Below are 26337 nucleotides of genomic sequence, written 5' to 3'. Positions count from 1 at the left end.
GATAAATCCGTTTTTATTTCAGTAACAGCCTGTTTTTACATCAGTCCTGAAATGTTCAACCGTATTTTTACGAGAGCGTTTCATTATGTCTAGCTTAATTCAACCAGAAATTTTTTTCTCAACCCTCTCTCCTGCTGAACAACGTATTCAACAAGCATTAGAAGATATTCGTCAAGGCAAACCTGTCTTGGTTATGGATGACTTCGATCGTGAAAATGAAGCAGATTTAATTGTTGCAGCCGAAACTTTAACGGTAGAAACAATGGCACGTATGATTCGTGATGGCTCAGGGATTGTATGTTTATGCCTTACAGAAGAGTTAGCAGATCATCTAGAACTTCCACCAATGGTTTCTCAAAACTCAAGCCAGTTTCATACAGCTTTCACAGTAACTATTGAAGCAGCTCAGGGTGTTACTACAGGTGTTTCTGCTAAAGACCGTGTTACTACCATTCAAACTGCAATTAAAGATGGTGCTGTCCCAAGTGATCTTAACCGTCCGGGCCATGTTTTTCCTTTACGTGCACGTAGTGGTGGAGTGCTTACTCGCCGAGGTCATACTGAGGGAACAATTGATCTAGCAAGACTAGCTGGGCTTAAGCCTGCTGGCGTATTATGTGAATTAACCAATCCAGATGGCACCATGGCATCAGGTATTCAAGTTTTGGCATATGCCCAAACTCATCATTTAACCGTGATTACGATTGAAGAACTCGTTCAATACCGCCAACAACACGGTATTTAAATAAAAAAGGTTTGGCTCTTATTTAAAGCCAAACCTTCAAATTAAATTTAATAATATTTAAGATACTTTCTTTTGCGTTGCTTGATCTTCAACATATTCTAAAAGTTCAGAGAATTGTGCAATCATTGCTTTAGGCTGTGCTTGTTCAATTTCCTCTGGCGTTCCATAACCATAAGTCACTGCTACTGCCTCAATACCATTATGACGAGCACCCAAAATGTCATATTGTCGATCACCTACCATTAAACATTCTTCTGGATTTAGCTGCTCATGCTCAAGGATATAATGAATGAGTTCAGCTTTATTGGTCCGCTCACCTGTAAGCTCACTACCATAAATATGTACAAAATATTGACTTAAATCAAAATGATCTAAAATTCGTTTTGCATAAATCGTTGGTTTAGCTGTTGCAACGAACAAACGATACCCTTCTTTTTTCAATGCATTAAGTGTTTCTGCAACAGATGGGTATACTTCATTTTCAAATAAGCCCGTAACTGAAAAACGCTCACGATAAGCGAGTAAAGCTTGTTCAGCTAAAGCATCATCTTGAGTAGCTAATAATTTTGCTAGTGATGGTTTTAATGGCGGGCCAATCGTCCAGTCAATATTTAAATCGGCAGCCAATGGATAGCCTAACTTATCCATTGCATAGCGAATTGAAGTATGGATACCAACTTTGGGGTCTGTTAGGGTTCCATCTAAATCAATCAAAATATGTTTTATAGCCATTCAATCACTAACCCAGTAAAGTATTTAATTCAATTGGTCGAGAGTTTAATCAAACTCTCTTATACTAACGTAAATTTAAATTGAAAAGGAAATAACCGTGCGTCCAACCGTACTTTGTTTCTCGGGTTTAGACCCCTCAGGTGGTGCAGGTTTACAAGCTGATATTGAAGCGATTGGACAAAGTGGTGCCCATGCAGCAATTGCATGTACAGCTCTCACCATTCAAAATTCACAAAAAGTATTTGGCTTCGAAGCAACCTCAAAAGAACTATTATTAGCTCAAGCAAATGCTGTTGTAGGTGATTTACCAATTAAATGCGTTAAGTCAGGCATGCTTGGTACTACAGATAATATTGCTGCTCTAGCGGAGTTTCTTCGTGCACATCCTGACTATCAATATGTACTTGATCCTGTTTTGGTAGCAAACAGCGGTGGTTCTTTAGGTGATCAAGCAACTCTTGTCAAAGCTTTCGTTGAGCTTATTCCCCTAGCTACTATTATTACCCCAAATACAGTCGAGTTACGTGCTCTAACGGGTGTTAATGACCTAGAAGAAGCAACCAAAAAACTTTTCGAAATGGGTGCTAAAGCTGTATTAGTCAAAGGTGGACACGAAGATACACCAGATCACATTAAAAATAGCTTATATATTAATGGTGAACTTGTTGCGAGTAGTAGCTGCCCCCGTTTAGACGGTGAGTACCATGGTTCAGGTTGTTCTTTAGCAAGTTTTATTGCTGGTCGCTTGGCTTTAGATGACTCTTTAAAAATTGCAGTTCAGCATGCTGAAACATGGTTATTTGGAGTTTTAAAGAACGCTGAGACTCCAGTACCAAATGGGCAAAAAATACCAAAAAGGTTTTAAAAAGAAAAAAAGGCGCTAAAAGCGCCTTTTTTTATTACCCTCAATTATTGAGGAATACGTAAAACCTGACCAGGGAAAATTTCATCTGGATCTTTTAGCATTGGTTTATTTGCTTCAAAGATTTTTGGATACTGATTTGCATCACCGTAAAATTCTTTCGCAATTTTTGAAAGATTATCACCAGATTTTACTGTATAAAATTTGCTTTCCGGTTCAGGAGTAGCAACCGTCATCTGATCATCTACTTGGGCAACATGGTCTACATTACCAACAATAAGAATAATTTTTTCTTTATCCGCTTGGCTTTGTACTTGACCATTAATAGTCGCAGTATCAGTTGAGCCATTATAGGTTACAGATAAACCTTCCACCCCTAGACCTAGGCTTTTAATTAAACCTAATAATTTATTTGCGATTTCTTGTGCAGAAGGTTCTGCTGGTGTAGCTGGAGCTGCTTGTGGTTCTGCTGGTGCGGTATTTTTCTTACCAATACCTTTTACAAAATCAAAAAGACCCATTTTTAGTCCTCATCTTATTGTTTATAGTAAAGTCATTAAACTGACCCTTATTGTTATACTTGAAAAAAGAGACACCTCTGCTATCAATTGGGATTGATCTTGTAAAAATATGTATCTCTATCAATTATTTTACTCAAATAAAAAAAGCCACCTTGCGGTGGCCTTCTTTTTAATCAGCAATATGCGAATTAACCAAGTTTTTTAGTTACATAGTCAATTGCAGATTGAACTGTAGTGATTTCGTTTGAATCTTCATCAGGGATAGTGATGTCGAAGTCGTTTTCGAAAGACATTACAAGTTCAACTAAATCTAAAGAGTCAGCACCTAAGTCATCCATAAAAGATGCTTCGTTTTTAATCTCTTCAGCTTTAAGACCAAGTTGTTCTGCAACTGCTTGTTTAACGCGTAGTTCGATATCGCTCACAGGAATTCTCCTCATTGCTTGTGGCGTTTGATTTGCCACTAGTTTAATTGAATATAAAAATTTTTTAAAGTTTATACATCAGCCTTAAGCCATGTATAAACCACCATTTACATGTAATACCGTACCGGTAATGTAACCTGCTTTATCACTTGCAAGGAAACTCACCGCATTTGCGATATCTTGTGGCTCACCTAAGCGATTTAAAGCCACTTGATCACTCATTTTTTTGCGAATGTCTTCACTAAGTGCATCTGTCATTTCTGTTGCAATGAAACCTGGTGCCACACTATTCACAGTGATTTGGCGGCTACCCATTTCTTTTGCAAGACTACGGCTAAACGCTTCAATACCTGCTTTTGCAGCAGAGTAGTTCGCTTGACCTGGGTTTGCAAAGTGCGCAACAACAGAACTAATATTAATAATGCGGCCAAAGCGCGCTTTTGTCATACCTTTAAGCACACGTTTAGATAAACGATATACAGCTTTGAGGTGAATGTTGAGAATATCATCCCAATCATCTTCTGACATGCGCAGCAATAAATTGTCTTTCGTGATACCCGCATTATTAACCAAAATAAGCACAGGGCCATAGTTTTGTTCAATATGAGAAACGACTGCTTCAATCTCTTCGAGATTACGCACATCGAGAGCTAAACCTGCCCCTTGCTCACCAAAGCTTTCACTTAACTTTTGTGCGCCAGATTCAGATGTCGCAGTACCTACAACAAAATAACCGTCTTGAATAAGTTGCTGGGCAATTGCAGCGCCAATGCCCCGACTCGCGCCCGTTACTAATGCAACTTTGCGTTCTTGTGTCATGCAATTTTTCCTTCTGCCACTAAAACAGCATTTAGGGCATCTTCCATTTTACTCTTGCTATCAATAGCAAAAGCTTTTTCTATATTTGGTAAACGCTTCGCAAGATTACTCAATACTGTACCAGGGCCACACTCAACAACGTAGTGAATACCTTGGTCTTGTAAAAACTGCATCGTGTCTGTCCATTGTACAGATTGGTACAATTGAGCAGTTAATGCCTGACGCAATTGAGCAACATCGGTAGCTATTCCCGCGTTGACATTTTGTATTACAGGAATGGTAGGCAGCTCAATGGCAGTTTGTTCCAAAGCTTCTGCAAATTTTTCAGCAGCAGGTTTCATCAATGAACAATGCGAAGGAACTGACACAGGTAAAGCAATTGCCTTAGCAGACTGCTCTTTTGCCAAAGCCATCACTTGTTGTACAGATGCTGTACTTCCAGCAATCACGACTTGGCCTTGTGAATTATAGTTTGCAGCTTCTACTGAGCCTTGACCTTCAGCATTCACGATTTGGCAAAGTTCAACCACTTTTTCATCAGCCAAACCAAGGATTGCAGCCATAGCTCCTTCCCCTTGAGGAACAGCGCTTTGCATGAGTTTGCCACGCAAATTCACGAGTTTCACTGCATCTGCCAAGCTCATAGATCCTGCAGCAACCAAGGCGCTGTATTCACCTAGAGAATGTCCTGCAAGGTACTTAGGTGCCAGACCACCTAAATCAAGCCATACACGCCATAGAGCGATACTGGCAGTTAATAACACAGGTTGGGTATTTTCTGTTTGGTTGAGGCCTTCACCACTTTGCGCAATATGCCACAGATCGAATCCAAGTGCATCCGAAGCTTCAGCAAAGGTTTGCCCAACCCCACTAAACTGTTCTGCTAGTTCAGCAAGCATACCGACTTTTTGTGAACCTTGACCCGGAAACACAAACGCAGTTTTTGTGGCTAAAGCTACTTGTTCAAGACGTTTAGCAGACATAAGAAATCCTTTTTTGGGTTTTCACTCATTTCTGGAGCGGAAATTTAACATGTTATTTATATTTTTATAATTGCGAAAAACAACAAAAAAAGGGAGCTTTCGCTCCCATTTTTTCTATACTTAAGCATCACGCTTAATGCATATCATACAATTATTCAGCATCAGCTGCTTTAGCGAATAATTGACGACCACGGTAGAAACCGTCTTTAGTCACGTGGTGACGACGATGAGTTTCACCAGTTGCTTGGTCTACTGTTAATGCATTCTCGGTTAAAGCGTCATGTGAACGGCGCATGTCACGGCGAGAGCGACTTTTACGGTTTTGCTGAACGGCCATGATGGCTCCTTACAAAGATCGAAAAAATGGATCAGAACAAATTCAGTTGTCTTATCTCACAATTATATCACAAATTATGAGTTAAGTTTACCCTTCAAACCTGCCAAAACATCAAACGGATTATCCCGTTTTTCTTCAACAACATTTTGAACGGTAGGTTGATGTTTATTTTCACAAGCATCATGCTTGGGAGATAAAGGCACCAACAATAACAGTTCATCTTCTAGTAATGCGAGCAAGTTAATCGAGGCAGGCGTATCATAATCACCTTTCGTCGAAGACTCACTTTCACCTAAAACGATGAAATCAGCATCCTCATCCAAGCGCTCTATCAGTGACTCATCATCCACTAATGCAATATGGAAGTCTAAGACAAGAGGTATTTCAACAGGTTCCAAACAACGTTGGCACTCCATTGGAACTATCGTGTCTATATGACCATCCATCCACACAATGCGATGATATGCATCCATTGATAGCTTACAGTCTATGTTGACCAATTGATTATCAATTGATCCAACAGCTTCACGAGCGATACGAGCAAAGCGAGACAAGGGCAGTTGACCTGACCATGTAAAGCCTTGTTCAGCCCATTTAAACGGCTCAATCTGTGCCGGAAAGGTATTTGCTGACATAATTAAGGCGGCAATTCTACAAATTCATCGGTACTCTGTCAAAGATTAAGATACAATTTTGCACTTCTTTAGACAGAACTCGGGGTAAATTAAGCAATGCACCTGTTGCAGCCGCAACCTGAAGTTAACACTTCATTACTCGTTTGCACCCATTCAACGCATCAGAACATCTTTGTACCTGACATAGTGCAACTCTCACCATGGTCAAGCTCAAAATCGGAGTCTGAGCAAGTTGATTGGCTTATTTTACACTTTAATCACTGGTTTTCCCACCATAATGTGACATTAGTTCGTGGAGATTTTGAACCAGAATATTTCCCGGCAACAAATCAGGGTCCAGCTAAAATCCAATTCGCCCATGGTTTTTTGAACAGCGCCTTGCATGAAATCAGTCATTGGTCGATTGCTGGTGAAAAACGCCGCTTACTACCTGATCTGGGATATTGGTATGCACCCGATGGCCGTACTCAAGAACAGCAAAGCCTATTTGAACAAGTAGAAATTAAGCCACAAGCAATTGAATGGTTGTTTGCACAGTCTTTTGGTAGAAAGTTTAGAGTCTCGCTTGATAACCTCACAGGTGATGGCGGAGATGGCAAAATATTTAAAGATAATGTTTATGCTCAAGTACAACGTTACTTTTCAGGTGAAGCCAAGTTGCCACGTGATGCAGCTGCATTTATTGGTTTTATTTGCCAATGTACACGCCCAGACATAGCATTACAATCAAATGAATTTAAACGTGAACTCCTTGATTAATTGACAAAAAAACCACGTTAATTACTTGCATAGGTTGTTTAAAAAGCCTAATAATTATTTTAACACTGGCGTGATGGAGTCTCTAAAATATGATGCATTTACATGTACATCCTGAAAATCCACAGCAACGCCTCATTAGCCAAGCGGTTGAACGCATTCGTGCCGGAGATGTTGTGGTCTACCCTACCGATGCTGCCTATGCAATTGGCTGTCAAATTGGTAATAAAAATGCCATGGAGCGTATTGCACAGATTCGTGGTTTGGGGCCTAAGCATCAATATGCCATTATGTGCTGCGACTTATCAGATATTGCTACTTATGCAAAAGTTGATAATGCGACATATCGTTTATTGAAAGCGAATACACCTGCTATTACGACCTTCATTTTACCTGCAACCAGTGAAGTTCCTCGTAGATTGATGCACCCTAAAAAGAAAACCATTGGCTTACGTATTCCAAGTAACCCAATTTGTCAGGCTCTATTAAAAGAACTTGGTGAACCCTTACTCACCAGTACATTAATTTTACCGGGACAACAAGATCCCCTAGATGATCCTTACGATATTGAAAATCAGTTAGATAAACGAATCGATGTATTTATTGACGGTGGTTTCGGCACTTTAACAAGTACAAGTATTGTCGACTTATCGGGTGAACATCCTGAAATTATCCGCCGTGGTGTTGGTGATGTAAGTGCTTTTGAATAAGTACTTACATTTTTTACCAATAGTTTTAAAAAATGTATTATCACTCAAAAAAATACTCTTTATTTATTTTGGATTTTTTTTACACTTTAGTCGTTAAGTAATTTATTAAAAGACACAATTCATTTAGAATGATTTCCACTATCTGCTGTTCTTCTATTTACAGCTCTCTTTGACTTGAATAACAAGTCTCATGCTTTTGAAAATTCGCGTGGCTTATAATCGTAATGAATCAATCACTTCATCAATCCATGGAAGACGCTCCACACATCCGTGTTTTAGATGAGTGGCATGACAAGATTCCTGAAGATCTCTATATACCTCCTGCTGCATTTGAGATTTTGCTCGAACAGTTTGAAGGTCCACTAGATTTTTTAATTTATCTGATTCAAAAAAACGGTTTTGATTTAATTCAAGTCGATATTGCTCCCATAGCAACTCAATATTTAACCTATATGGATAGTATGAAGTCCTTAAATATTGAGCTAACAGCAGATTATATGGTGATGGCAGCTTTGTTGGCTGATTTAAAGTCTCGCTTACTTTTACCAAAGCCAACCATTATCAGTATTGAAAAAGATCCTAAGCAGGAACTTATTGATCGACTTGAAACCTATTTACGTATTAAGCAAGCAGCTGAGCGTTTAGGTCAAATGCCAATTCTTGAGCGTGATACATTCAGTGCTAATGTAAGCTTAGGTCATATCGCTCCTATTTATGAGGGCTATGATATCTCAGTATTACATGATGCTTTGTTCTGTGTATTTAACCGTCCAGAACCTGTTACGCATGTCGTGGCTCAAGAACCTGTATTACTAGAAGAACGCATTGCATATATTGAAGAGAAATTAGAGTCTGGTGACGTGTTAAGTTTTAAAGAATTACTCAATCCTCTGCAAGGTCGCATGGGAATGGTTGTTACATTTATGGCTGTTTTAGAATTAACCCGACAACAGCGAGTTAAAATTATTGCCTCTGGTATTGAAGCTCCTTTAGCAATTCAAGGATCTTCACTATGAGTTTTGAACAAAATAATAGTGATTTGTCATTAGCTGACATTCACCACGAAGTCTTATTACAACTTGAAGCAATTATTTTTGCCAGTGAAGCACCCGTTTCAATTGCCCGTTTAAAAGAAGCTTTCAATAATCAGTATAATAAACAGCAGCTTCGTCAACTTTTACAACAGCTCGCGCTCTTACAACATGGCCGATCTATTGAGTTGATTGAAACAGCACAAGGGTTTCGCTTTCAGGTAAGATCTAAATATCGTAGTATTATTGCGCAAATTTGGCCCGAGCGACCAACAAAACTGTCGCCTTCATTGCTAGAAACACTGGCTGTCATTGCTTATCATCAACCAGTTACCCGTGCTGATATTGAACAAATTCGTGGTGTATCTAATAATAGTCAGATTCTTAGAACACTATTTGACTGGAACTGGATTAAAGAAGCCGGTTTTAGAGATTTACCCGGAAGACCTGCGTTGCTAATTACAACGCCTCAGTTTCTGAATGCTTTTGGTCTAGCCTCGCTAGGCCAATTGCCTCCCCTACAGAACGCCAAGGAAGCCTTTATGGCTCTCGATGCAAATGCACCGAAATCATAAAGAGGTGGACTGTTGATCATTATGTCTAAGGTTGTGCTGTCATGAGTGAAAAATTGCAAAAAGTATTAGCGCGAATCGGATTAGGTTCCCGCCGATATATGGAAGAGGTTATTGCCGCAGGACGCGTGAGTGTAAACGGTCGTGTTGCCCAAGTGGGTGAGCGCATTGAACCAGGCGATGAATTACGCATTGATGGCCGCAAAGTTCAGTTTCAAATTGAAGATGAAATTCGTCGTCGTGTTTTGATTTACTATAAACCAGAAGGCGAAATTTGTTCACGTAATGATCCTGAAAAACGCCCAACCGTATTTGATCATTTACCACAAATTGCAAATGACCGCTGGGTAATGGTAGGCCGTCTGGATATTAACAGTACTGGTTTATTATTATTTACAAATGATGGTGAGCTTGCTAACCGCTTAATGCATCCATCAAATGAAATTGAACGTGAATATGCCGTTCGAGTGATGGGTGAAGTAACGCCTAAAATACGCCAAAAAATGGTAACTGGTGTTGAGCTTGAAGATGGTCCAGCTAAATTTGAGTCTTTCTCGGAAATTGGTGGTGAAGGTATTAACCGCTGGTATCAAGTGGTAGTGAAAGAAGGTCGTAACCGTGAGGTTCGTCGTATTTTTGAATCACAAGAACTTAAAGTAAGCCGCTTATTACGTACACGCTACGGTACAGTTATTTTACCACGCGAATTACGTACTGGCCGCTGGATGGAACTCGATAAAACTGATATCGACAATCTAGCAAAATCTGTTGAGTTAAAACCACGCCAAGGCACAGGCTTATTTGGTATGGCAAAACGTCGTACAGACCGTATGACCGAAAAACCAATGGCAGCTCGTCGTGGCGGTTTCTTGCGTCAACAACGTCGTGATGATGAAAAAGAAGCTCCTGTTAACACTGGAAACCAACGTAAATCAACTGGTTTTAACCGTGGTTCTAAAAAGTTCTAAAAACATTCAGTAGTAATAAAAAAACCGCTCTAATTTGAGCGGTTTTTTTATTACTACTTTGGCTTTAATTCATCTTAGCCAACTCAATCCACTCTGCTTCAGGGAAGTGAACCGCCAAGTAATCCTTCAGATAATTTGAGGTATCTTGAGAAATTAATGGATCTTTAGATTCATCTTTTAAGTTATAAACCAAAGCTTTTAATTTAAGCCCACGAGACTTAAGTGCTTCAAGACTAAGTAACGTATGGTTGATACTTCCTAAACGCCCAGAAGTCACTAAAATGACAGGAAACTGATGCTGAGCGACATAATCAATAGTGAGCAGATGAGTGGTTAATGGAACCATCAAACCACCTGCACCTTCTAACAATACAACGTCAAAACGCTCGGCCAATGTTTGAGTCGCATTCTCAATTTTTTGAAAATCAATTTCTCGGTTATCTAGGCGTGTTGCTAGATGAGGTGAAGCAGGATAGCTAAAAATTTCCGGCATGGTGAGCTTATCATGATCTTCTTGAAACCAACCCTGCCCCATAATTTCACGATGCTTTTCAATATCTTCAGAAATATCAGCATTACCTGTCTGAATGAGTTTTTGGGTAATTACTTTTTTACCTTGTTCAGTCCATAATTTTGCTAAGAACCCAGTGGCATAGGTTTTACCAATTTCGGTATCAATTCCACTCACAAAATAAATCTGACCGCTCATTTAACTCTCCGGGCAATACAATAAATCGGATGATATGTTAAGGAATAACCCCCGGCATGTTTAAACCGTTCATAATCATGATAAAACTGCTGTAAAGTCTGCTTATTCCAACGATGCCGTGCTGTGGCTGTTACACCTGTTGATTTTAAATGCTGCAATACTGTTTTAGGGGAGTCAAAATAGAGCTGGGTCTCTGACTCTGACAAATGCAAAATCTCAAAACCAGCCTGAGTTAAGGCACTATTCCAATTTTCGATAGACCAATAACTTAAGCCTTGACCCGTGAGCTCTTTAATTTCAATTAAATTTTTTGGCCCAAAAGTTGAAAAACATAACCAGCCTTGATCAACTAAAGATTCATTACAACGTTCGAGCAAGCGTGGTAAATCTTGCATCCATTGCAAAGCTGAACCAGAAACAATCATGTCGAGCTGCTCTGGAAGCTTTAACGTTTCAACATCCCCAATTAACCATTCTAACTTTTCTTGATGAGTAAAATGTTGCTGCACATCTACATATAAATCATTTAAAACTAAATGCTCAAGCTGAAAGTACGCTGTGATCAAATGCGTTAGATTACCCGACCCACAACCAATTTCAAAAACACGTGGCATATTTACAGAGCAAAATTGCTGAAGTAACCCCATTAAATTTTGACAAATTTGTTTTTGAACAATGGCGTGCTCTGAATAACTCTGCCCCGCTTTAGCGAACCGCTCAGCAACTAAGGTTTTATTCAAACTCACAGGAAACTCACCAATGTTTCAAGCTCATGCTGCTGCACCATTGACGTTAAAGAAATACGCAAACGAGAACTATTTTGAGGAACGGTTGGTGGACGTACAGGCATGGCATAAAAACCATTTTCTTGAACCTGCTTTGCTTTTTCTATTGCAGCCTGACTTTCGCCCACAATAATTGGAATAATATGGCTTGTTGATGGACTAATGTAACCCTTTTGCACAACAGCATATTGAAGATACTGACTAATAGTTTGTAAATGTTCACGTTGGGGCTGAGCTTGTAATACTTTTTGGAACACAAAGTTTGCCCATGCCATAACAATTGGCGGTTGGGCAGTACTAAAAATAAGTGGGCGCATTTTATTAATTAAATAGTCTTTAATAATTGGATGACAAATAACGTAGCCACCCACTGCTGCCAATGCTTTACCTAATGTTCCCACTAGAAAATCAATATCTTGAATGACATTGTATTGCTCAGCACATCCTAAACCTTGTTGTCCACGTACACCGATTGAATGCGCTTCATCTACATAGAGCATAGTTTTGGCAAAACGTTTTTTTAGTTGCACCAAAGCAGCTAAATCAGTTTCATCCCCATCCATGCTAAAAATACTTTCAGTCACCACAATAATGCGTTCAATCTTGTCGTCATCATGATATTTTTGCAAAAGTTGCTCTAGATGCTTTAAGTCATTATGGCGATAACGTACATACTGAGCACCAGACAAACGTATTCCATCAATCATGCTTGCATGAACTAACTTATCTGCCAAGATTAAGGTTTTTCCATCAGCAACAGCAGGTAAAATACCAATATTCATATGGTAACCACTATTAAATAGTAAAGCTGCCCGACCACCAAATGCTTTGCTTAGGCTATTTTCCAACTGTTCATATTCATCAAAGTTACCCGTCAATAAACGGGCCGATGAAGAACTAAAATAGCTCCGCTCTAACGGCAAGCTATCTAAAAATTCTTGACGAAGATTGATATCAGCCGCCAGTCCAAGATAATCATTTGAAGCTAAGTTCAGCATTGTTTTATTTTGAATTGTAATAAAACGGCCATGCTGCACATTTTGGGTAAATTGTCTGAAATTACCTTGTTGTTTTAACTCATCTAACTCGGTAGCAAAATGATCAAGCAATGACATCTTAATGCGCTCCCTGCAATTTTTTAACAACTTCAACCAATTGTTCAAGCAAATTACTTAGCTCTTGTTGAGTGATGACATAAGGCGGCATCACATAAACTAGTTTGCCAAAAGGTCGAATCCAGATTCCCCGATCTACAAACTGTTTCTGTAAAGTTTTCATATCAACATTAAAGGTGAGTTCTACTACACCAATAGCACCTAGCACTCGCACATCAGCAATGTAATCAAGCTCACTTAAAGGTGTCAAATATTGAGTAAGCTGTTGTTCAATTCGTTTAATGTTGGCTTGCCAATCTTGTTCAATTAACAATTGAGTACTTTTTAAAGCAACCGCGCAAGCAAGCGGATTGGCCATAAAGGTTGGGCCATGCATAAATACCCCAGCCTCACCCTGACTAATCGTTTCTGCAACATGTTTTGTCGTTAAAGTCGCAGACAAAGTCATATAGCCACCTGTTAAGCCTTTACCTATACACATAATATCAGGCTCAACTTGTGCATGTTCCCACGCAAAAAGCTTACCAGTGCGACCAAAGCCTGTGGCAATTTCATCAAAAATTAAAAGCAGGTTATATTTTTCACAAAGTGCTTTGGCCTGACGCAAATATTCAGGATGATAAAAACGCATGCCTCCTGCACCTTGTACAATCGGCTCAATAATGAGGGCAGCTAAATTTTCATGATTTAATTGAATTGCATTTTCTAACTCTGCAATATCTTTTGGATTCCACTCTTCATGAAATTTGACTTGAGGCGCAGTAACAAAAAGGCGGTTTGGTAAACTCGTACCAAAAATCTGATGCATGCCTGTGACTGGATCACACACAGACATCGCATTCCATGTATCACCGTGATAGCCCGAACGCGTTGTAATAAAGTTGGTTTTCTGCGGTTGACCTTGAGCAGTCCAAAATTGCACAGCCATTTTTAAGGCTACTTCAACAGCAACAGAACCTGAATCTGCATAAAAAATTTTATCGAGACTTGGTGGGGTAATTTTTAAAAGAATTTTACCAAGCTCAATGGCAGGATCATGAGTTAATCCACCAAACATGATATGAGACATGTTTTGTAATTGATCCGTGACCGCCTGATTGAGCTCAGGATGATTGTAACCATGAATAGCACACCACCATGAAGACATCCCATCAATGAGAGTTCGCCCATCATCTAATTCAATTGTCGCACCATAAGCACGCTTAACTTTAAATGTAGGTAACGGATTGGTCATGGAAGTATAAGGATGCCAAATATGTTCCAAATCAAAATTATCGGTCATCCTAGTTACCCTTTACAGCAATCAAATCTTTCATTTAGCACATGTTAAACCTGTTAATAATGAAAGAAAATTGCGAGATCAATCAAAGCTTATTAACTTTGCTGATGATTTGTTAAAAATTGGCAGATTTCTTCAATTGTGCGTTCGACCTGTAGGTAAGGAAAAGCATGGGTCGCGTCTTTTAATAGCTTATATTCTATCTTTTCTGTCGCTATATTTTGGAGATTCAACTCAATTTTGCAAGGAATGACACCATCTTGCTCGGCCAACAAATGAAGTTGTAAGCCAGGATAATTTTTCAAGTTATCTACTAAGTTTAGTTGCTCTAACATTTCTAAACCTTGTAACAATAGTTCTTGAGGTTGATCATTTATTAAATTTTGTAAGGTTAACCAATCTTGTTTTGCTTGTGCTGAACCTTGAGTAATTAAATAACAAAAACGCTTTAAAGTTGCTTGCGGATCTTCTGTAAAAGACTGCTTAAAACGTTTAAATACTTGTGATGGCATAGCAGTATGCCAAGAATCATTAGCCACAAAGCATGGATTTGACGCCAGTGTAATTAGGGTTTTAGCCTTTCCAGTGCTTTGATAAAAACGTTCAACCAGTACAGTAGAGAGCTGACCTCCTAGAGACCAGCCTATTACAGTATCGATGTCATTTAGAGAATTAAGCTGAGTTTGAAAACTATTATCTAAAACATTAAAAATATTAATGAGTTGAGTTTCATATCCCTTCTGTTCTAAATGCAATTTTAATGATTGTAAAGGTTCAATGCCTACTCCCCACCCCGTAATCAGTAAAATTTTATTTTGTAACTTCATATTCGTACTCATGCCGCATTTTGTGAGGATTATATATTAATCTATAGAAAAAATATCTTTTAAAATCAAAACGGATTATCAAGACTTCGAAGTTAAATCAACTATTTAAAATTTATTAATATTATGAAACATATTAAAAAGTAAGAAGTATAATATTTATATGAACTATACAAAAAATTAATTATCTAAACATTGAAGCCACTGAAAAAACAACATACTCCACACTTTGCCTATAAATCTATTATGCAATGTAATTAATGTTAATACTTATGTTTTTTTATTAAAAAAAATGACTCATCAATTCATTTTAATGTTAGAAGATTAATTATTGATCAAATAAATATTAGGTAATCTAAATGAAGACTCAAAATTCATTATCTGATGGGAGAGTAAAAGATACATTTTTTGTTACACCTAGTGATATTATCAACACTTTAGCTGTTGATAAAAATTACTGCTTATTTTTAGATATTGATGGAACCTTATCTCCCTTTCAAATTAATCCAGAGCAAAGTTTTATTCCTAATTCAACATTAGAAATAATTAAAGAAGTAATTGAATTAAATATACCTGTCGTTGCTGTCACAGGCCGCGATGTAGCAACTGCTCAAAAGCTTTTAAAGCCTATTGAAATTCCTATTGCTGGTTTACATGGTCTAGATATTCATGTTGATTCGAATACTACCATTCGACCAGACTTAACTGATATTAATTTTAAAAAATTAAAACAAGATATTATACAAGCTTGCAAAACATATCCTGAATTATTAATTGAGGATAAAGGATATTCTGTAGCTTTACATTATAGAGAAAACCCTGAATTAGAAAATAATGCGATTTATATTATGCAGCAGATTAAGTATTTTTATCCTCAACTAAAAATCAGTAAAGGTAAATATGTTATTGAGTTAATACCTAAACAAGCAGATAAAGGTCAAGCAATTCAAACTATATTAAATCACTTTAATTCACCATTATCTCACCCTATTTTTATTGGAGATGATTTAACCGATGAATCAGGTTTTATTTTTACTAATCAAAAATCAGGTATTTCAATTAAGGTAGGTTCTGGTGAAACAGAAGCTAAATACAGATTAAAAGATATTAATAATGTCGCTAATTTTCTTTTTTTATTTCAAGACAGAATAAAAAAATTATATGTCAAAAATAGCCAAAATCAGAATGGAGAACAATTATGTCTAAATTAATCGTGTTATCAAATCGAATAAGTATGCCTTCTGGTAAATCTTCGGCTGGTGGCCTCGCTGTAGCTGTACAAGATGCATTAAATGATAGCAATGGCATCTGGTTAGGCTGGAATGGACAGCAAATTACCGATAGCGAAGCTCCAGAATTTGAACAGGCCTACTCTCAGGGAATTGATTACATTACCTGCCCTCTTACTCATCAGCAATATGCACAATATTACTGTGGATTTGCGAATAAAGTTCTGTGGCCAGCGATGCATAGTCGTGATGATCTGATTGAATATGATGCCCAAGAATATAATACGTATCAAAAGGTCAACCGATTATTTGCTCAAAAGCTAAAACAGCTTGCTCAACCTGAAGATCTTATTTGGGTACATGATTACCACTTTTTTAGTGTGGCACGTTATTGCCGTGAATTAGGCATGCAAAATAAAATTGGTTTCTTTTTACATATTCCTTTTGCAAGCCTGAATATTTGGCGCAAAGTTCCAGTGGCACTCGAGCTAATCCAAGATTTGAGCCAATATGATGTGATCGGTTTACAGACCCAAACTGACCAAAATGCATGTATGCGAACATGTATTAGTTTACTGGAAGCCCAAAAAATACAATCTAACCGTATTAGCTACAAGAAACGCCAAGTACTGATTAAGTCATATCCGATTGGCGTTCAACCTGAGCTTATTCAACAACAAGCTCAAAAGAGTGCTCATGCCCCTTCTATATTCAATTTTGAAGAAATACCTCGGCAAAAAACAATTATCGGGGTTGACCGAATTGATTATTCAAAAGGTTTACTTGAACGTTTTAATGCATTTGCCACTTTCTTAGAAATCAACCCTGAATATCATGGACTCGTTCGGCATATTCAAGTAGCAACACCCTCTCGCACCGACATTCCAGTTTATCAACGCTTACATCAACGTTTTAAAACGAAGCTTGAGTTGATTAATGAAGAGTTTGCGCATGAAGATTGGAGACCTGTAGATTGTTGCTATGACACTGTTCAACATCACAGCCTCATGCATATTTATCGTAATTCAGATATTTGCTGGATCAGTTCACTACGAGATGGTATGAATCTAGTCGCTAAAGAATATATTGCTGCCCAAGATCCAGAAAATCCAGGTGTTCTCATTTTATCTAAATATGCTGGTGCTGCTGAGCAAATGTCTCAAGCACTGATTGTTGACCCACAAGATAGGGCTGCCATGATAGATACCTTAAAAATGGCTTTAGAGATGTCTAAAGCAGAACGTATCAATCGTTATCAACAATTGATAGAAGGTTTAACTGCTTGTGATTTGACCCATTGGCGGAATAATTTCTTGGATGATCTCGAAAACGTTTCGACTTCAATGATGAAACCGCAACAATCATTGCAAGAGAAATATCAATCGATCTATCAGGTCTTATAAATCTAAATAAAAAAACATCGAGAAGCTTAGCTTCTCGATGTTCTATAGATTGATTTTTAATCTATAAATTAACTCGCCTTTATTACCGTAAAGCGGTTAAGTAAAGCAATAATAAACAATAGGACCGCTACGCCTGTTAAAACAGTGCTTAAACTGGTCCATTCACCGATTAAACCAATTAAAGCAGGCCCACTTAGTGAACCTGTATAAGCAATAGTAGATACCAAGGATAATGCTGTCGCCTTAGGCATATCATTTTGTCGACCCACGCGAGAAAACATGACTGGTACAATATTAGAACAGCCTAATCCGAGAAGAGCGTAGCCTAATATAACCACCTGCCAAATTGGAGCAGTCACAATAACAACCATCCCAATTGCTGCGCCAATCGCACTATAAGTCACAATACTTTTTTCACCCCATTGCTTAAGCAAGATATGACCTGCGAAACGCCCTGTGGTCAAGCTAAGTGCAAAAAAGGTATAGGCTAGCCCTGCAAAAGCAGGATTAAGTTGATATTTACTTGTTAAATAAATACCACCCCAATCCATTGCCGCACCTTCTGATAAAAAGGCAATAAAACACATCATACCAATAAGCATAATAATGCCATTCGGTCGATAATGTTTTTTAGGCTTATCAATCATTTCTTCATCTGGCCGCTCATCTTGTTCAAAACTCGTTAAACAAGAAGGAATTGCTATTCCCCCAATAACGAGCAGAATCATCACAACCGACAATGTACTCATTAAAGGAGAAAGACCTACTGCCAATAAACCAGTTACGAGCATAGCGCCTGTTAAGCCCCCCAGACTACACATGCCATGAAAACTAGACATCAAAGCACGCAAGCTATGCTTTTCAACCACTACAGCTTGTAAATTTATTGCTACACCAAGACATCCTGCTGCTGAACCAAAAATAAATAGTGCTACAGCCATCATTACAATGCTATTCCACATTGTTAGGCTCGGTAATAAAACCATGAGTAGCATTAATGCTAATGCAATTAATGGACGACATCCCCAGCGCTTTACTAAAGCACCAGTAGCTGGCATCGCAATCATCGATCCAATTCCCATACACAAGAGAAGTAAACCGAAATCTGCATGATTTAGGTTTAAACGCTGCTGTGCAAAAGGAATAAGTGGTGCCCAAGCTGCCGTCGCAAAGCCTAAACTAAAAAAGCTAAGACGTGTTGCGAGACGTTGTGTGCTTAGGAGAGTAGCTGTATCTAAAACAGCAGGTTTGGTAAATAACATATTTTACAAGCTCACCATAAAATCATTGGCGATCCATACCAACCGATTTTCCATAGAAAAACCCTTGCCTTATTAAATTTCCAGGCAAGGGTTTTATTGGCGAAATTATATCCAATTCCATAAAAAAAACAGGGGGTGTGATACAATTTTTCTGACTTTTTTGTAACTACCAAAGCCTTATGTAGTAAGGCTTTGAATATGTTCATTTTGGATAAAATTAGTTTTTTATAAATTTAATTTATTCTAAAACATTTAATAAAAAACCCAGCTAAAGCTGGGTCTTCTAAATCAAATTTGAGATTGAATATAATTTTGCAAACCAATCAACTCAATTAAACGTAATTGCTTTTCTAACCAATATGTATGGTCTTCTTCAGTGTCAGATAATTGTTGACGTAACATATCACGGCTAATGTAATCGCCCTTCTCTTCACAAAGCTTGATACCTGTCGCTAACTTTTCACGAACGTGATATTCAAGTGCCAAATCAGCTTTTAAGCAAGATACAACGTCAGTACCAACATTAATATCTTCACGATGCATGTTTGGTTTAGCGCCTAAGAACAATACACGGCGAATGATCGCATCAGCATGAGAAGCTTCTTCTTGCATCTCATGGTCGATACGTTCATAAATTTTATTTAAGCCCCAATCTTCATACATACGAGAATGGATTAGATATTGATCACGGGCAGCCAACTCTCCGCCAATGAGCATATTTAAATAGTCTATGACTTCTGGATTGCCACGCATAATAAATCTCCTATCGTATGAGTCCATTATGGTCAATCTTAAAAATGAATGCAAAGCAAAAATTAGTTAAGTTTATGATTTTTATAAAATTAAAATGAGAAACATACGCATTTACAGTTTAAGTTATTTTAATTTCCCCTGCAAAAATAAACGCTTGTCTGATTTATATGCTCAGACAAGTGTTTTAATATGCCTAAAACCACCAGTTTATTAATTTGTAACTAAAAACAATGGTTCTTATTTCGCAGAGCGTATTAGCTCAAAGTCTGTCCATAACCAGCCATAAGTGATAAAAAGTCAGTTTCATTCATGACTGTAATACCTAGTTTTGCGGCTTTTTCTAATTTTGAACCTGCTTTTTCACCTGCCACTACACATTTAGTTTTGCTCGATACACTCCCACTCACACGTGCACCCAATGCTTGCAACATCTGGGTAGCCTGATCACGTGTCATTTGCTCGAGTGTGCCTGTTAACACCCAGCTCTCGCCATTTAAGGGTTGGCGTGTTGGTGCTGTCGGTGCATCCCAATGAATTCCTGCTGCAATTAAGCGATCAAGCACTTCAATGTTGTGCGGTGCCAAGAAAAAGTCAGCAATCCACTCTGCAGTAATATCACCCACATCTGGTGTTTTCTTTAAAGCTTCAACATCTGCTGCTTTAAGTGCGTCTAAGGTTTGGAAAGTATTGGCTAGCATTCTGGCAGTAGTTTCACCTACCCCACGAATTCCCAAAGCATAAATAAAACGTGCAAGAGTTGTCTTTTTACTGGCTTCAATGGCATCAATCAGATTTTGTACCGATTTCTCGCCCATTTTTTCAATGCCAAGTAACGTTTCTCGGTGTTCATGCAAATGATAGATGTCAGCAACATCTTTAAGTAAATCGAGATGTAATAAAGACTCTACCCAACGATCACCTAAACCTTCAATGTCGAGAGCTTTACGTGACACAAAATGACGAATGGCTTCAATTCGCTGAGCAGCACAATAAAGCCCGCCAGAACAACGCGCTAAAGCTTCACCTTCTGGCATCACAACAGGTGAGGCACAAACAGGACAGCTTTCAGGTAAGTGTACAATTTCAGCATCAGCCGAGCGGAATTCTGGCCAGACTTTTTCTACTTTAGGAATAACATCGCCAGTACGATAAACACTCACCGTATCGCCAACACGCACATCAAGACGATGGATTTCACCAATGTTGTGTAAAGTTACATTAGAAACTGTCACCCCACCCACAAATACAGGGTTTAAGCGTGCTACTGGGGTCAAAGTTCCAGTACGCCCTACTTGCCAATCAATTTGATCAACTGTAGTTAATGCAGCTTGTGCAGGGAATTTATAGGCAGTCGCCCAACGAGGTTCACGGCTTAAAAATCCAAGTTGCTGTTGCTGTTTTAAATCATCAACCTTTACGACCATCCCATCAATTTCAACTTGCAGGTTTGGACGCTCTTGCTGAATTTGTTCATAGCGCTGCTGTACTTCTTGAATTGAATCACACAAATATTGACGTTCTGCAATTTCAAATCCAAGTTTTGTGAGCCATTGTAGGCTGTCATGCATGGTGGTTAAACCATGATTTGGTTCACACTGTGCAATACCATAGGCATAAAAGGCTAAAGGCCTGCCAGCAGCAATATTAGGATCGAGTTGTCTTAAACTACCAGCTGCTGCATTACGTGGGTTCGCAAATGTTTTGTCCCCTTTTGCCTCTTGATCGGCATTGAGTTTTTCAAAGCCAGACTTTGGCATAAGGACTTCACCACGGACTTCAAGCAACCGTGGAATTTCAAGATGATCTGAATGTAACACTTTAGGTAAATTGCGAATGGTTTTGACATTTTGGGTAATGTCTTCTCCAGTTTCTCCGTCACCACGTGTAACTCCACGTGTTAACACCCCATTTTCATACCAAAGCGAAATCGCAAGACCATCAAGTTTTAGTTCGACTTCATATTGTACTTTTTGATTAGGCAAACGCTCTTCAACGCGACGTGCAAATGCAAACAAATCTTCCTCATTAAAAACATTCCCCAAAGAAAGCATAGGAACCACATGGGTCACGCTTTGAAATTTAGAGAGCGCTTGTCCACCTACTTTTGTAGTTGGCGAATCAGATTGGAGCAATTCAGGATATTGCTCTTCTAAAGCTTTTAACTGGTGAAATAAATGATCATATTCACTGTCCGAGATTGTCGGCTGATCCATGACGTAATATGCATGGTTATGCTTTGCAATCAGTTGAATAAGCTGACGCATCTGTTCGATCACGGAAGTTGTTGCCATTATGTTATTCACCATAAAAAAAGGTGGAAATTTATCCACCCTGAGCTGCGACTAAATTTGTTGCAATTATCGCAACGAACGTAAAAAATTAAAACTAGGCAGTCGCCTGTGCCGGACGATAATCAATCACATGATGACGCCAGTGCTCTTTTAACTGTGGTGTAAATTCAAGATTATTCTCATCATAAACTTTGCCATCAATTTCACGAGCAATTAGACCTGCTATGCTGGCCATCATGTCAAAACCAGTAACGGCCTTACTACTTGGAAGTGCGAGGAAAAATGCCAATCCTTGAACCTGTTCACTAGATAAGGTTTCAAGATCAAATCCGGCTGGGCCATTATCAGTCATGCGCAGTACTGAGAACATAAGTACACTTGGTTCGTCGGTATTTTCATAGCGATGGAAACATGACATTTCGCCATAACGTAAACCATATTTCAGCAGTACTTTAAGCGCTTTATCACCCGATAGGGCACGGCGAGGGTTAGGATAAACATTGAGTGCAATAATCTGTTCAGCCATAGCTAATGCACTTTCATCGTCATAGCGTTGCTGCTCATGCAAATGCACATCAAGAATATTACTCTCACCTTCAAACTCAGCAATTTCGGCAGTTTCAATATTCGGGTTTAAACTCAGCTCTGGCTCAGCTTTTTCGTTTTCAAGTTCCAAGTTTACTTCTGACGCAGTTTCACCTTCTGGTTGAACAGAAACTGTATCAGCTAACTCAACTGAACTATTAGTATGAATGCTAGGGTTCGCTACAGTTTCTTCAGATTTGATTTCTTCTACTACAGAAGTATGTTCAACAGAAGTTTGAGTTTGCTCAGATGAAGTCGTTGGAGTGGATTCTGTAACGGATCCTTTTACTTGAGCTGTTTCACTGACTTGTGGTTCTACTGATTCATTTAAGGTCGGTTCAACTCGCGCTGCCACAGACCCTACGGCTGCTTCAGGCTGTTCAAGCTGATTTCGTACATGACGAGGTATAACCGGCTGATTACTATCAGGATTAATATGTAAATCACTGTCTAATGAGGGTTCAGCATGGTTTGGCTTTTTTAAAATCATTTTTAAGCCAATTAGCATAATAACAATGGCAACAACGATGCCAATAATCGTATTGATTTCCATTCTATGACTCCGAAACTAACCCGTATTCTTTTGCCTGTTCTAAATTGACAGTGACTAATTTTGATGTGCCCGGTTCAGGCATGGTCACACCCAACAAATCAGTTGCCATGGTCATCGCCAGCTTATTATGTGTAATGTAAATGAATTGTACATGTTCAGAAAGCTCTTTTACCAAATTACAATATCTCTGAACATTCGCATCATCAAGTGGTGCGTCCACTTCATCTAATACACAAAACGGGGCCGGATTTAATCTAAAAATAGCAAATACCAATGCTAACGCTGTTAAAGCCTTTTCTCCACCGGAAAGTAATGCTAGAGAACTGTTTTTTTTGCCCGGTGGTCTTGCCATCAGTTTAACACCAGATTGCCAGTCGTCTTCAAGACTTAAACTCGCTTCACCGCCGTTAAATACCTTTGGAAACAGATTCTGCAACTCTTCATTAATCTGATCGAACGTTGTCATAAACAACTTACGGGTTTCTTGATCAATGCTCTTCATCGCATCTTTCAATTGAGTTACCGTATTTTCTAAATCTTGAATCTGGTGACTCAACTCATCAAAACGTTGAGAAACTTCCTCAAACTCTTGTGAAGCAGCAAGGTTAACAGCCCCTATTTTTTCAAACTGCTGTTGAGCTTTTTCTAACTTTTGTTGGTGCTGAACCAAATCAAGTTGTAAACCACTTTGAATTTCAGCATTTAATTCTTTGAGTTGTTCCTGATAATGATCACGGTCTGACTTAGCAGCTTGCCATGCTAAACGCTTTGCTTCAAGTTGTTCTCTGAGTTGCTCGTCTTTTTGTTGATATTGATGACGCTGATCCGTCAGGGTTTGTTGTTTTTCTTGCACACTATTTAATTCGAGCTGCCATTCATTCCAATTCTTTTGTAATTTTTCAGTCTGAGCAAACTGTTGCTGAAACTCTGACTCAAGATTTGGCAATTCTAGCTGGATAGGATCCACGAATTTTCTTGCTTGCTCCATTTGAGCTGCAATTTGTTGATATTGGTTTTGCAAAAATGAAATATCTTTTTCAAGTAACTCAACCTGCTGAGTCGTTTGCGTACTATTACGACGTAAAATTTCACGTTCTTGCTGCTGCCGTTGTAACTCTTGCTGCTGTTCATCGAGCTGTTCAGTGAGTTCTTCTACCCGAAATTGCAAAGTTTTATAGTCAGGTAAAATCGTTTCAAGCTTTATTGCGAGCGCATGCAAATCAATTTCCAGATCATCTTTTTGCATTGCATCTTCTTCAAGCTGCACATCCAACTGAGCTAACTGATCTTTTAATTGTTGTTTTTGCAATAAAAAGGCTTGGGCTGCGGTTTGCTGTTTAGCAATTTGTACATCTAGCTGTTGTAGCTCTTTTTGTTTTTGTTTAATTACTTGCTGTTTTTGTTGAACATCAGACTGCAACTTTCCTAGCTCATCTTTTTGCTGAACTATCATTTGATCTAATGTTTGTAATTCAGGTTGTTGCTTTTCAAGAGCTTGTTCAATTTCATCTAGACGAATGCGGTGACTTAACATTCCTTGTGCACTTTGACTCTCGTCATCATACATCAGGGCAATAACCCAATCCTGCCCAACATGATAACCATCTAAAGTCAAAATAGACTGACCATGTTGCAGTTGGCTTTGCTCATTTAAAGCATGAGTCAAATCTTGTGCAATCGCTACATTCGAAAATATTGAGAGCTGTGGAGATACAATCCATTCATTTAAACAAGGTAAATCTATAGCAAATTTTCCAGTTTGTTCTGAAGGCTTTAGCTGACGAGGAATGCTTTCTTGAAATACTTGTTCAACGTCAAGAATATGAGCATGCAACCATTTTGCTAAAAACTTCTCAACAATCTGTGCATGAGGTTTCCCCTGCTCTGTTAATTGCAGAGCCTGCATTAAACGTAAAGCATCTTGATGCTGTGTTGGGCTTTGCTTAGCAACAAGCTGGCTTAAATTTTTCTGCTCAGACAATAAAACCTGTATTTCTGTTTTCAGAATTTGCTGCTGATTTTTACTTGTTTGATGCGCTTGTTGAGCCTGCTCTAAATGTTGTACCTGTTGCTCGATTTCGACTTCAAGTGCTGAAATTTCGGTGCGTAACTGCTGTTGCAATTGTTCAAGATCACCTTGCTCATCTTCATGAACATGCGCTTGAATCTGGTTTGCCTGATGTTGTAACGTTTCTTTTTGCTGCTCAATTCTTAGAACATTCTTACCCAACTGCTCAATTTGAGCAGACATCTGCATTTTTTGCTGGTGTTGTCTTTCGACTTGCGATTTTAGCTGCTCAAACTGTTGTTGTGCTTGTTTGTGCTGAGACTGTAAATCTGTAAATCTGTGCTCGGCTTCGGTAGCAGTCTGCTCAATTGTAGTTAAGGCTTCGGTTTGTTCTTCTAACTGGCTATTTAACGTTTCAAGTTGCAATTCAGAAAGCTGTAAACGTTCTTTAGTTTGGAATTTTTGCTGTTCTAATTGAACGAGAGTCGTACTGTTTTGCTGGTATAAACTCTGTTTTTGTTCCAGAGTCATTTTCAGTTCAGATAGTTTTTTTTCAGCTTGCTGCCATTCTTGTTGCAATGGAGAAGATTGTTGAATGAGTCGCTGAAATAAAGCACTAGTTGCTTCTAAATCATGTTCAATCGTACTTAACTCAGAACGAACCAATTTAAAGGTTTCACCCAGTTCATTCATTTGAACAGTATATTCTTCTTGTAAGCGTACGCTTTTTTCTGCCTGAAAAGACAAAATTTCAATTTTCAGCGTCCGAATCTGACCTTCTAGATTTTTATATTGAACCGCAGCTTCTGACTGACGCTTGAGTGTTTTAAGCTGTGATTTTAACTCTAAAGCGATATCTTCTAACCGTGAAAGATTTTGCTCAGTATGTTCAAGGTGCTGTAAAGTCTCGCGTCGACGGGCTTGATAACGAGAAACACCCGCAGCCTCTTCAATAAAAACACGCATTTCTTCAGGCTTAGCATCAACCAAGCGGTTAATCATGCCCTGTTCGATCACAGCATAAGAGCGTGGCCCTAAGCCTGTTCCCAAGAAAATGTCGGTAATATCACGACGGCGGCAACGTGTACCATTTAAGAAATATTCAGACTTACCCTCACGAGTCACCTGACGGCGAACGGCTAACTCATTATAGGCATTATAAGATCCGCCCAATTTGCCATAGGTATTATCAAAGCGTAGTTCTACACTGGCCACGCCAACTGGCTTACGTTTGACGGTTCCTGTAAAAATAACATCTTGCATGCTACCACCACGGAGCTGACGAGCGTTTGATTCACCCATCACCCAGCGAATAGCATCAATAACATTGGATTTGCCACAACCATTTGGACCAACCACTGCTGTGCGGTTAGCCTTAAAATTTAAAGTTGTACTATCTGCAAAAGATTTAAAGCCGGAAAGTTTTAAACTGCTTAAACGCATAA

General features: G+C 38.7%; 26 protein-coding genes. 9 read left to right on the top strand and 17 right to left on the bottom strand.

Annotated features, from left to right (window positions below):
- The first annotated feature begins 85 nt into the window (after positions 1-85).
- Positions 86-745 carry a 3,4-dihydroxy-2-butanone-4-phosphate synthase gene (gene ribB, locus I5515_RS14925; protein ID WP_199968223.1) on the top strand — a complete coding sequence of 220 codons (660 nt, stop codon included), beginning with the start codon at positions 86-88 and terminating at the stop codon, positions 743-745.
- Positions 746-802: 57 nt separating this feature from the next.
- Here the strand turns inward: ribB and I5515_RS14920 are convergent, their stop codons facing one another.
- Entirely contained in the window at positions 803-1477 is a 675-nt protein-coding gene (locus I5515_RS14920) for an HAD-IA family hydrolase (RefSeq protein WP_199968222.1), read from the bottom strand.
- Positions 1478-1574: 97 nt separating this feature from the next.
- Between I5515_RS14920 and I5515_RS14915 the strand changes: the two genes are divergently transcribed.
- Positions 1575-2342, top strand: a complete 768-nt coding sequence (locus I5515_RS14915; protein WP_199968221.1) for a hydroxymethylpyrimidine/phosphomethylpyrimidine kinase — start codon at positions 1575-1577, stop codon at positions 2340-2342.
- A gap of 44 nt (positions 2343-2386) precedes the next feature.
- On the opposite strand, the gene lysM is transcribed toward I5515_RS14915, so the two are convergent.
- From lysM to I5515_RS14885, 6 genes are all read right to left on the bottom strand, one after another.
- A complete protein-coding gene (gene lysM, locus I5515_RS14910; protein WP_199968220.1) occupies positions 2387-2860 on the bottom strand; it encodes a peptidoglycan-binding protein LysM in 474 nt (157 codons plus the stop codon).
- Positions 2861-3048: 188 nt separating this feature from the next.
- Positions 3049-3285 (bottom strand): acyl carrier protein, encoded by a 237-nt coding sequence (acpP, locus tag I5515_RS14905; RefSeq protein ID WP_004641570.1) that lies wholly within the window; start codon positions 3283-3285, stop codon positions 3049-3051.
- Between the two features lie 84 nt (positions 3286-3369).
- Positions 3370-4104: a 3-oxoacyl-ACP reductase FabG gene (fabG, locus tag I5515_RS14900; protein WP_199968219.1), complete on the bottom strand. Its 735-nt coding sequence runs from the start codon at positions 4102-4104 to the stop codon at positions 3370-3372.
- Positions 4101-5087, bottom strand: coding sequence for an ACP S-malonyltransferase (gene fabD / locus I5515_RS14895; protein ID WP_005303062.1), 987 nt, complete (start codon positions 5085-5087; stop codon positions 4101-4103). Before fabD ends, fabG begins: the two co-directional genes overlap by 4 nt.
- Positions 5088-5238: 151 nt before the next feature.
- On the bottom strand, positions 5239-5424 hold the full coding sequence (gene rpmF / locus I5515_RS14890; protein WP_000290730.1) for a 50S ribosomal protein L32: 186 nt from the start codon (positions 5422-5424) through the stop codon (positions 5239-5241).
- A gap of 74 nt (positions 5425-5498) precedes the next feature.
- Positions 5499-6059, bottom strand: coding sequence for a YceD family protein (locus I5515_RS14885; protein WP_199968217.1), 561 nt, complete (start codon positions 6057-6059; stop codon positions 5499-5501).
- A 96-nt stretch (positions 6060-6155) separates the two neighbouring features.
- Here I5515_RS14885 and I5515_RS14880 point away from each other — a divergent pair, with 96 nt between their 5' ends.
- The 5 genes from I5515_RS14880 to rluB all read left to right on the top strand — a co-directional run bounded on the left by I5515_RS14880 (position 6156) and on the right by rluB (position 10096).
- The gene (locus tag I5515_RS14880) at positions 6156-6818 is read left to right on the top strand and encodes an elongation factor P hydroxylase (RefSeq protein ID WP_199968215.1); all 663 of its coding nucleotides are present in this window, start codon (positions 6156-6158) and stop codon (positions 6816-6818) included.
- A gap of 89 nt (positions 6819-6907) precedes the next feature.
- The gene (locus tag I5515_RS14875; protein WP_199968212.1) at positions 6908-7525 is read left to right on the top strand and encodes an L-threonylcarbamoyladenylate synthase; all 618 of its coding nucleotides are present in this window, start codon (positions 6908-6910) and stop codon (positions 7523-7525) included.
- A gap of 224 nt (positions 7526-7749) precedes the next feature.
- Complete coding sequence (locus tag I5515_RS14870; RefSeq protein WP_199968211.1) at positions 7750-8541, top strand: segregation and condensation protein A; 792 nt, start codon at positions 7750-7752, stop codon at positions 8539-8541.
- A complete protein-coding gene (scpB, locus tag I5515_RS14865) occupies positions 8538-9131 on the top strand; it encodes an SMC-Scp complex subunit ScpB (RefSeq protein WP_004641560.1) in 594 nt (197 codons plus the stop codon). Before I5515_RS14870 ends, scpB begins: the two co-directional genes overlap by 4 nt.
- A 41-nt stretch (positions 9132-9172) precedes the next feature.
- A complete protein-coding gene (rluB, locus tag I5515_RS14860) occupies positions 9173-10096 on the top strand; it encodes a 23S rRNA pseudouridine(2605) synthase RluB (RefSeq protein WP_003653361.1) in 924 nt (307 codons plus the stop codon).
- 64 nt (positions 10097-10160) lie between these two features.
- Here the strand turns inward: rluB and bioD are convergent, their stop codons facing one another.
- From bioD to I5515_RS14835, 5 genes are all read right to left on the bottom strand, one after another.
- The gene (gene bioD / locus I5515_RS14855) at positions 10161-10805 is read right to left on the bottom strand and encodes a dethiobiotin synthase (protein WP_199968204.1); all 645 of its coding nucleotides are present in this window, start codon (positions 10803-10805) and stop codon (positions 10161-10163) included.
- Complete coding sequence (gene bioC / locus I5515_RS14850) at positions 10802-11551, bottom strand: malonyl-ACP O-methyltransferase BioC (RefSeq protein ID WP_199968202.1); 750 nt, start codon at positions 11549-11551, stop codon at positions 10802-10804. Before bioC ends, bioD begins: the two co-directional genes overlap by 4 nt.
- Positions 11548-12705 carry an 8-amino-7-oxononanoate synthase gene (locus tag I5515_RS14845; protein ID WP_199968199.1) on the bottom strand — a complete coding sequence of 386 codons (1158 nt, stop codon included), beginning with the start codon at positions 12703-12705 and terminating at the stop codon, positions 11548-11550. The genes bioC and I5515_RS14845 overlap by 4 nt, the downstream gene beginning before the upstream one ends.
- Before the next feature lies 1 nt (position 12706).
- A complete protein-coding gene (gene bioA / locus I5515_RS14840) occupies positions 12707-13987 on the bottom strand; it encodes an adenosylmethionine--8-amino-7-oxononanoate transaminase (RefSeq protein ID WP_199968197.1) in 1281 nt (426 codons plus the stop codon).
- Between the two features lie 92 nt (positions 13988-14079).
- On the bottom strand, positions 14080-14811 hold the full coding sequence (locus I5515_RS14835; protein ID WP_199968196.1) for a hydrolase: 732 nt from the start codon (positions 14809-14811) through the stop codon (positions 14080-14082).
- Between the two features lie 356 nt (positions 14812-15167).
- On the opposite strand from I5515_RS14835, the gene otsB reads away from it, so the two are divergent.
- Both otsB and I5515_RS14825 read left to right on the top strand, forming a co-directional pair.
- On the top strand, positions 15168-16019 hold the full coding sequence (gene otsB, locus I5515_RS14830) for a trehalose-phosphatase (protein ID WP_199968195.1): 852 nt from the start codon (positions 15168-15170) through the stop codon (positions 16017-16019).
- Positions 16007-17440, top strand: a complete 1434-nt coding sequence (locus I5515_RS14825; RefSeq protein WP_199968191.1) for an alpha,alpha-trehalose-phosphate synthase (UDP-forming) — start codon at positions 16007-16009, stop codon at positions 17438-17440. Before otsB ends, I5515_RS14825 begins: the two co-directional genes overlap by 13 nt.
- Before the next feature lie 68 nt (positions 17441-17508).
- Here I5515_RS14825 and I5515_RS14820 read toward each other — a convergent pair whose 3' ends face one another.
- The 5 genes from I5515_RS14820 to smc form a co-directional block, all read right to left on the bottom strand.
- Positions 17509-18702 (bottom strand): MFS transporter, encoded by a 1194-nt coding sequence (locus I5515_RS14820; RefSeq protein ID WP_199968189.1) that lies wholly within the window; start codon positions 18700-18702, stop codon positions 17509-17511.
- A gap of 288 nt (positions 18703-18990) precedes the next feature.
- A complete protein-coding gene (gene ftn / locus I5515_RS14815; RefSeq protein WP_001214863.1) occupies positions 18991-19455 on the bottom strand; it encodes a heteropolymeric bacterioferritin subunit Ftn in 465 nt (154 codons plus the stop codon).
- 254 nt (positions 19456-19709) lie between these two features.
- On the bottom strand, positions 19710-21746 hold the full coding sequence (ligA, locus tag I5515_RS14810) for an NAD-dependent DNA ligase LigA (protein WP_199968187.1): 2037 nt from the start codon (positions 21744-21746) through the stop codon (positions 19710-19712).
- Between the two features lie 94 nt (positions 21747-21840).
- The gene (locus tag I5515_RS14805; protein ID WP_199968185.1) at positions 21841-22884 is read right to left on the bottom strand and encodes a cell division protein ZipA C-terminal FtsZ-binding domain-containing protein; all 1044 of its coding nucleotides are present in this window, start codon (positions 22882-22884) and stop codon (positions 21841-21843) included.
- A 1-nt stretch (position 22885) separates the two neighbouring features.
- Positions 22886-26335, bottom strand: a complete 3450-nt coding sequence (smc, locus tag I5515_RS14800; protein WP_199968183.1) for a chromosome segregation protein SMC — start codon at positions 26333-26335, stop codon at positions 22886-22888.
- Positions 26336-26337 lie beyond the last annotated feature (2 nt).

It is taken from the genome of Acinetobacter calcoaceticus, assembly GCF_016508255.1.
Classification (GTDB): Bacteria; Pseudomonadota; Gammaproteobacteria; order Pseudomonadales; family Moraxellaceae; genus Acinetobacter; species Acinetobacter calcoaceticus_E.
Note: the sequence above shows the minus strand (reverse complement) of the source record. Positions and strands in the feature narration are given on the sequence as shown.

Excerpts from the sequence above, each read along its gene's own strand:
- ribB (WP_199968223.1), top strand. The coding sequence starts at position 86 with ATGTCTAGCTTAATTCAACCAGAAATTTTTTTCTCAACCCTCTCTCCT.
- I5515_RS14920 (WP_199968222.1), bottom strand. The coding sequence starts at position 1,477 with ATGGCTATAAAACATATTTTGATTGATTTAGATGGAACCCTAACAGAC.
- lysM (WP_199968220.1), bottom strand. The coding sequence starts at position 2,860 with ATGGGTCTTTTTGATTTTGTAAAAGGTATTGGTAAGAAAAATACCGCA.
- fabG (WP_199968219.1), bottom strand. The coding sequence starts at position 4,104 with ATGACACAAGAACGCAAAGTTGCATTAGTAACGGGCGCGAGTCGGGGC.
- fabD (WP_005303062.1), bottom strand. The coding sequence starts at position 5,087 with ATGTCTGCTAAACGTCTTGAACAAGTAGCTTTAGCCACAAAAACTGCG.
- rpmF (WP_000290730.1), bottom strand. The coding sequence starts at position 5,424 with ATGGCCGTTCAGCAAAACCGTAAAAGTCGCTCTCGCCGTGACATGCGC.
- I5515_RS14885 (WP_199968217.1), bottom strand. The coding sequence starts at position 6,059 with ATGTCAGCAAATACCTTTCCGGCACAGATTGAGCCGTTTAAATGGGCT.
- I5515_RS14880 (WP_199968215.1), top strand. The coding sequence starts at position 6,156 with ATGCACCTGTTGCAGCCGCAACCTGAAGTTAACACTTCATTACTCGTT.
- I5515_RS14875 (WP_199968212.1), top strand. The coding sequence starts at position 6,908 with ATGATGCATTTACATGTACATCCTGAAAATCCACAGCAACGCCTCATT.
- I5515_RS14870 (WP_199968211.1), top strand. The coding sequence starts at position 7,750 with ATGAATCAATCACTTCATCAATCCATGGAAGACGCTCCACACATCCGT.
- scpB (WP_004641560.1), top strand. The coding sequence starts at position 8,538 with ATGAGTTTTGAACAAAATAATAGTGATTTGTCATTAGCTGACATTCAC.
- rluB (WP_003653361.1), top strand. The coding sequence starts at position 9,173 with ATGAGTGAAAAATTGCAAAAAGTATTAGCGCGAATCGGATTAGGTTCC.
- bioD (WP_199968204.1), bottom strand. The coding sequence starts at position 10,805 with ATGAGCGGTCAGATTTATTTTGTGAGTGGAATTGATACCGAAATTGGT.
- I5515_RS14845 (WP_199968199.1), bottom strand. The coding sequence starts at position 12,705 with ATGTCATTGCTTGATCATTTTGCTACCGAGTTAGATGAGTTAAAACAA.
- bioA (WP_199968197.1), bottom strand. The coding sequence starts at position 13,987 with ATGACCGATAATTTTGATTTGGAACATATTTGGCATCCTTATACTTCC.
- I5515_RS14835 (WP_199968196.1), bottom strand. The coding sequence starts at position 14,811 with ATGAAGTTACAAAATAAAATTTTACTGATTACGGGGTGGGGAGTAGGC.
- otsB (WP_199968195.1), top strand. The coding sequence starts at position 15,168 with ATGAAGACTCAAAATTCATTATCTGATGGGAGAGTAAAAGATACATTT.
- I5515_RS14825 (WP_199968191.1), top strand. The coding sequence starts at position 16,007 with ATGTCTAAATTAATCGTGTTATCAAATCGAATAAGTATGCCTTCTGGT.
- I5515_RS14820 (WP_199968189.1), bottom strand. The coding sequence starts at position 18,702 with ATGTTATTTACCAAACCTGCTGTTTTAGATACAGCTACTCTCCTAAGC.
- ftn (WP_001214863.1), bottom strand. The coding sequence starts at position 19,455 with ATGCGTGGCAATCCAGAAGTCATAGACTATTTAAATATGCTCATTGGC.
- ligA (WP_199968187.1), bottom strand. The coding sequence starts at position 21,746 with ATGGCAACAACTTCCGTGATCGAACAGATGCGTCAGCTTATTCAACTG.
- I5515_RS14805 (WP_199968185.1), bottom strand. The coding sequence starts at position 22,884 with ATGGAAATCAATACGATTATTGGCATCGTTGTTGCCATTGTTATTATG.
- smc (WP_199968183.1), bottom strand. The coding sequence starts at position 26,335 with ATGCGTTTAAGCAGTTTAAAACTTTCCGGCTTTAAATCTTTTGCAGAT.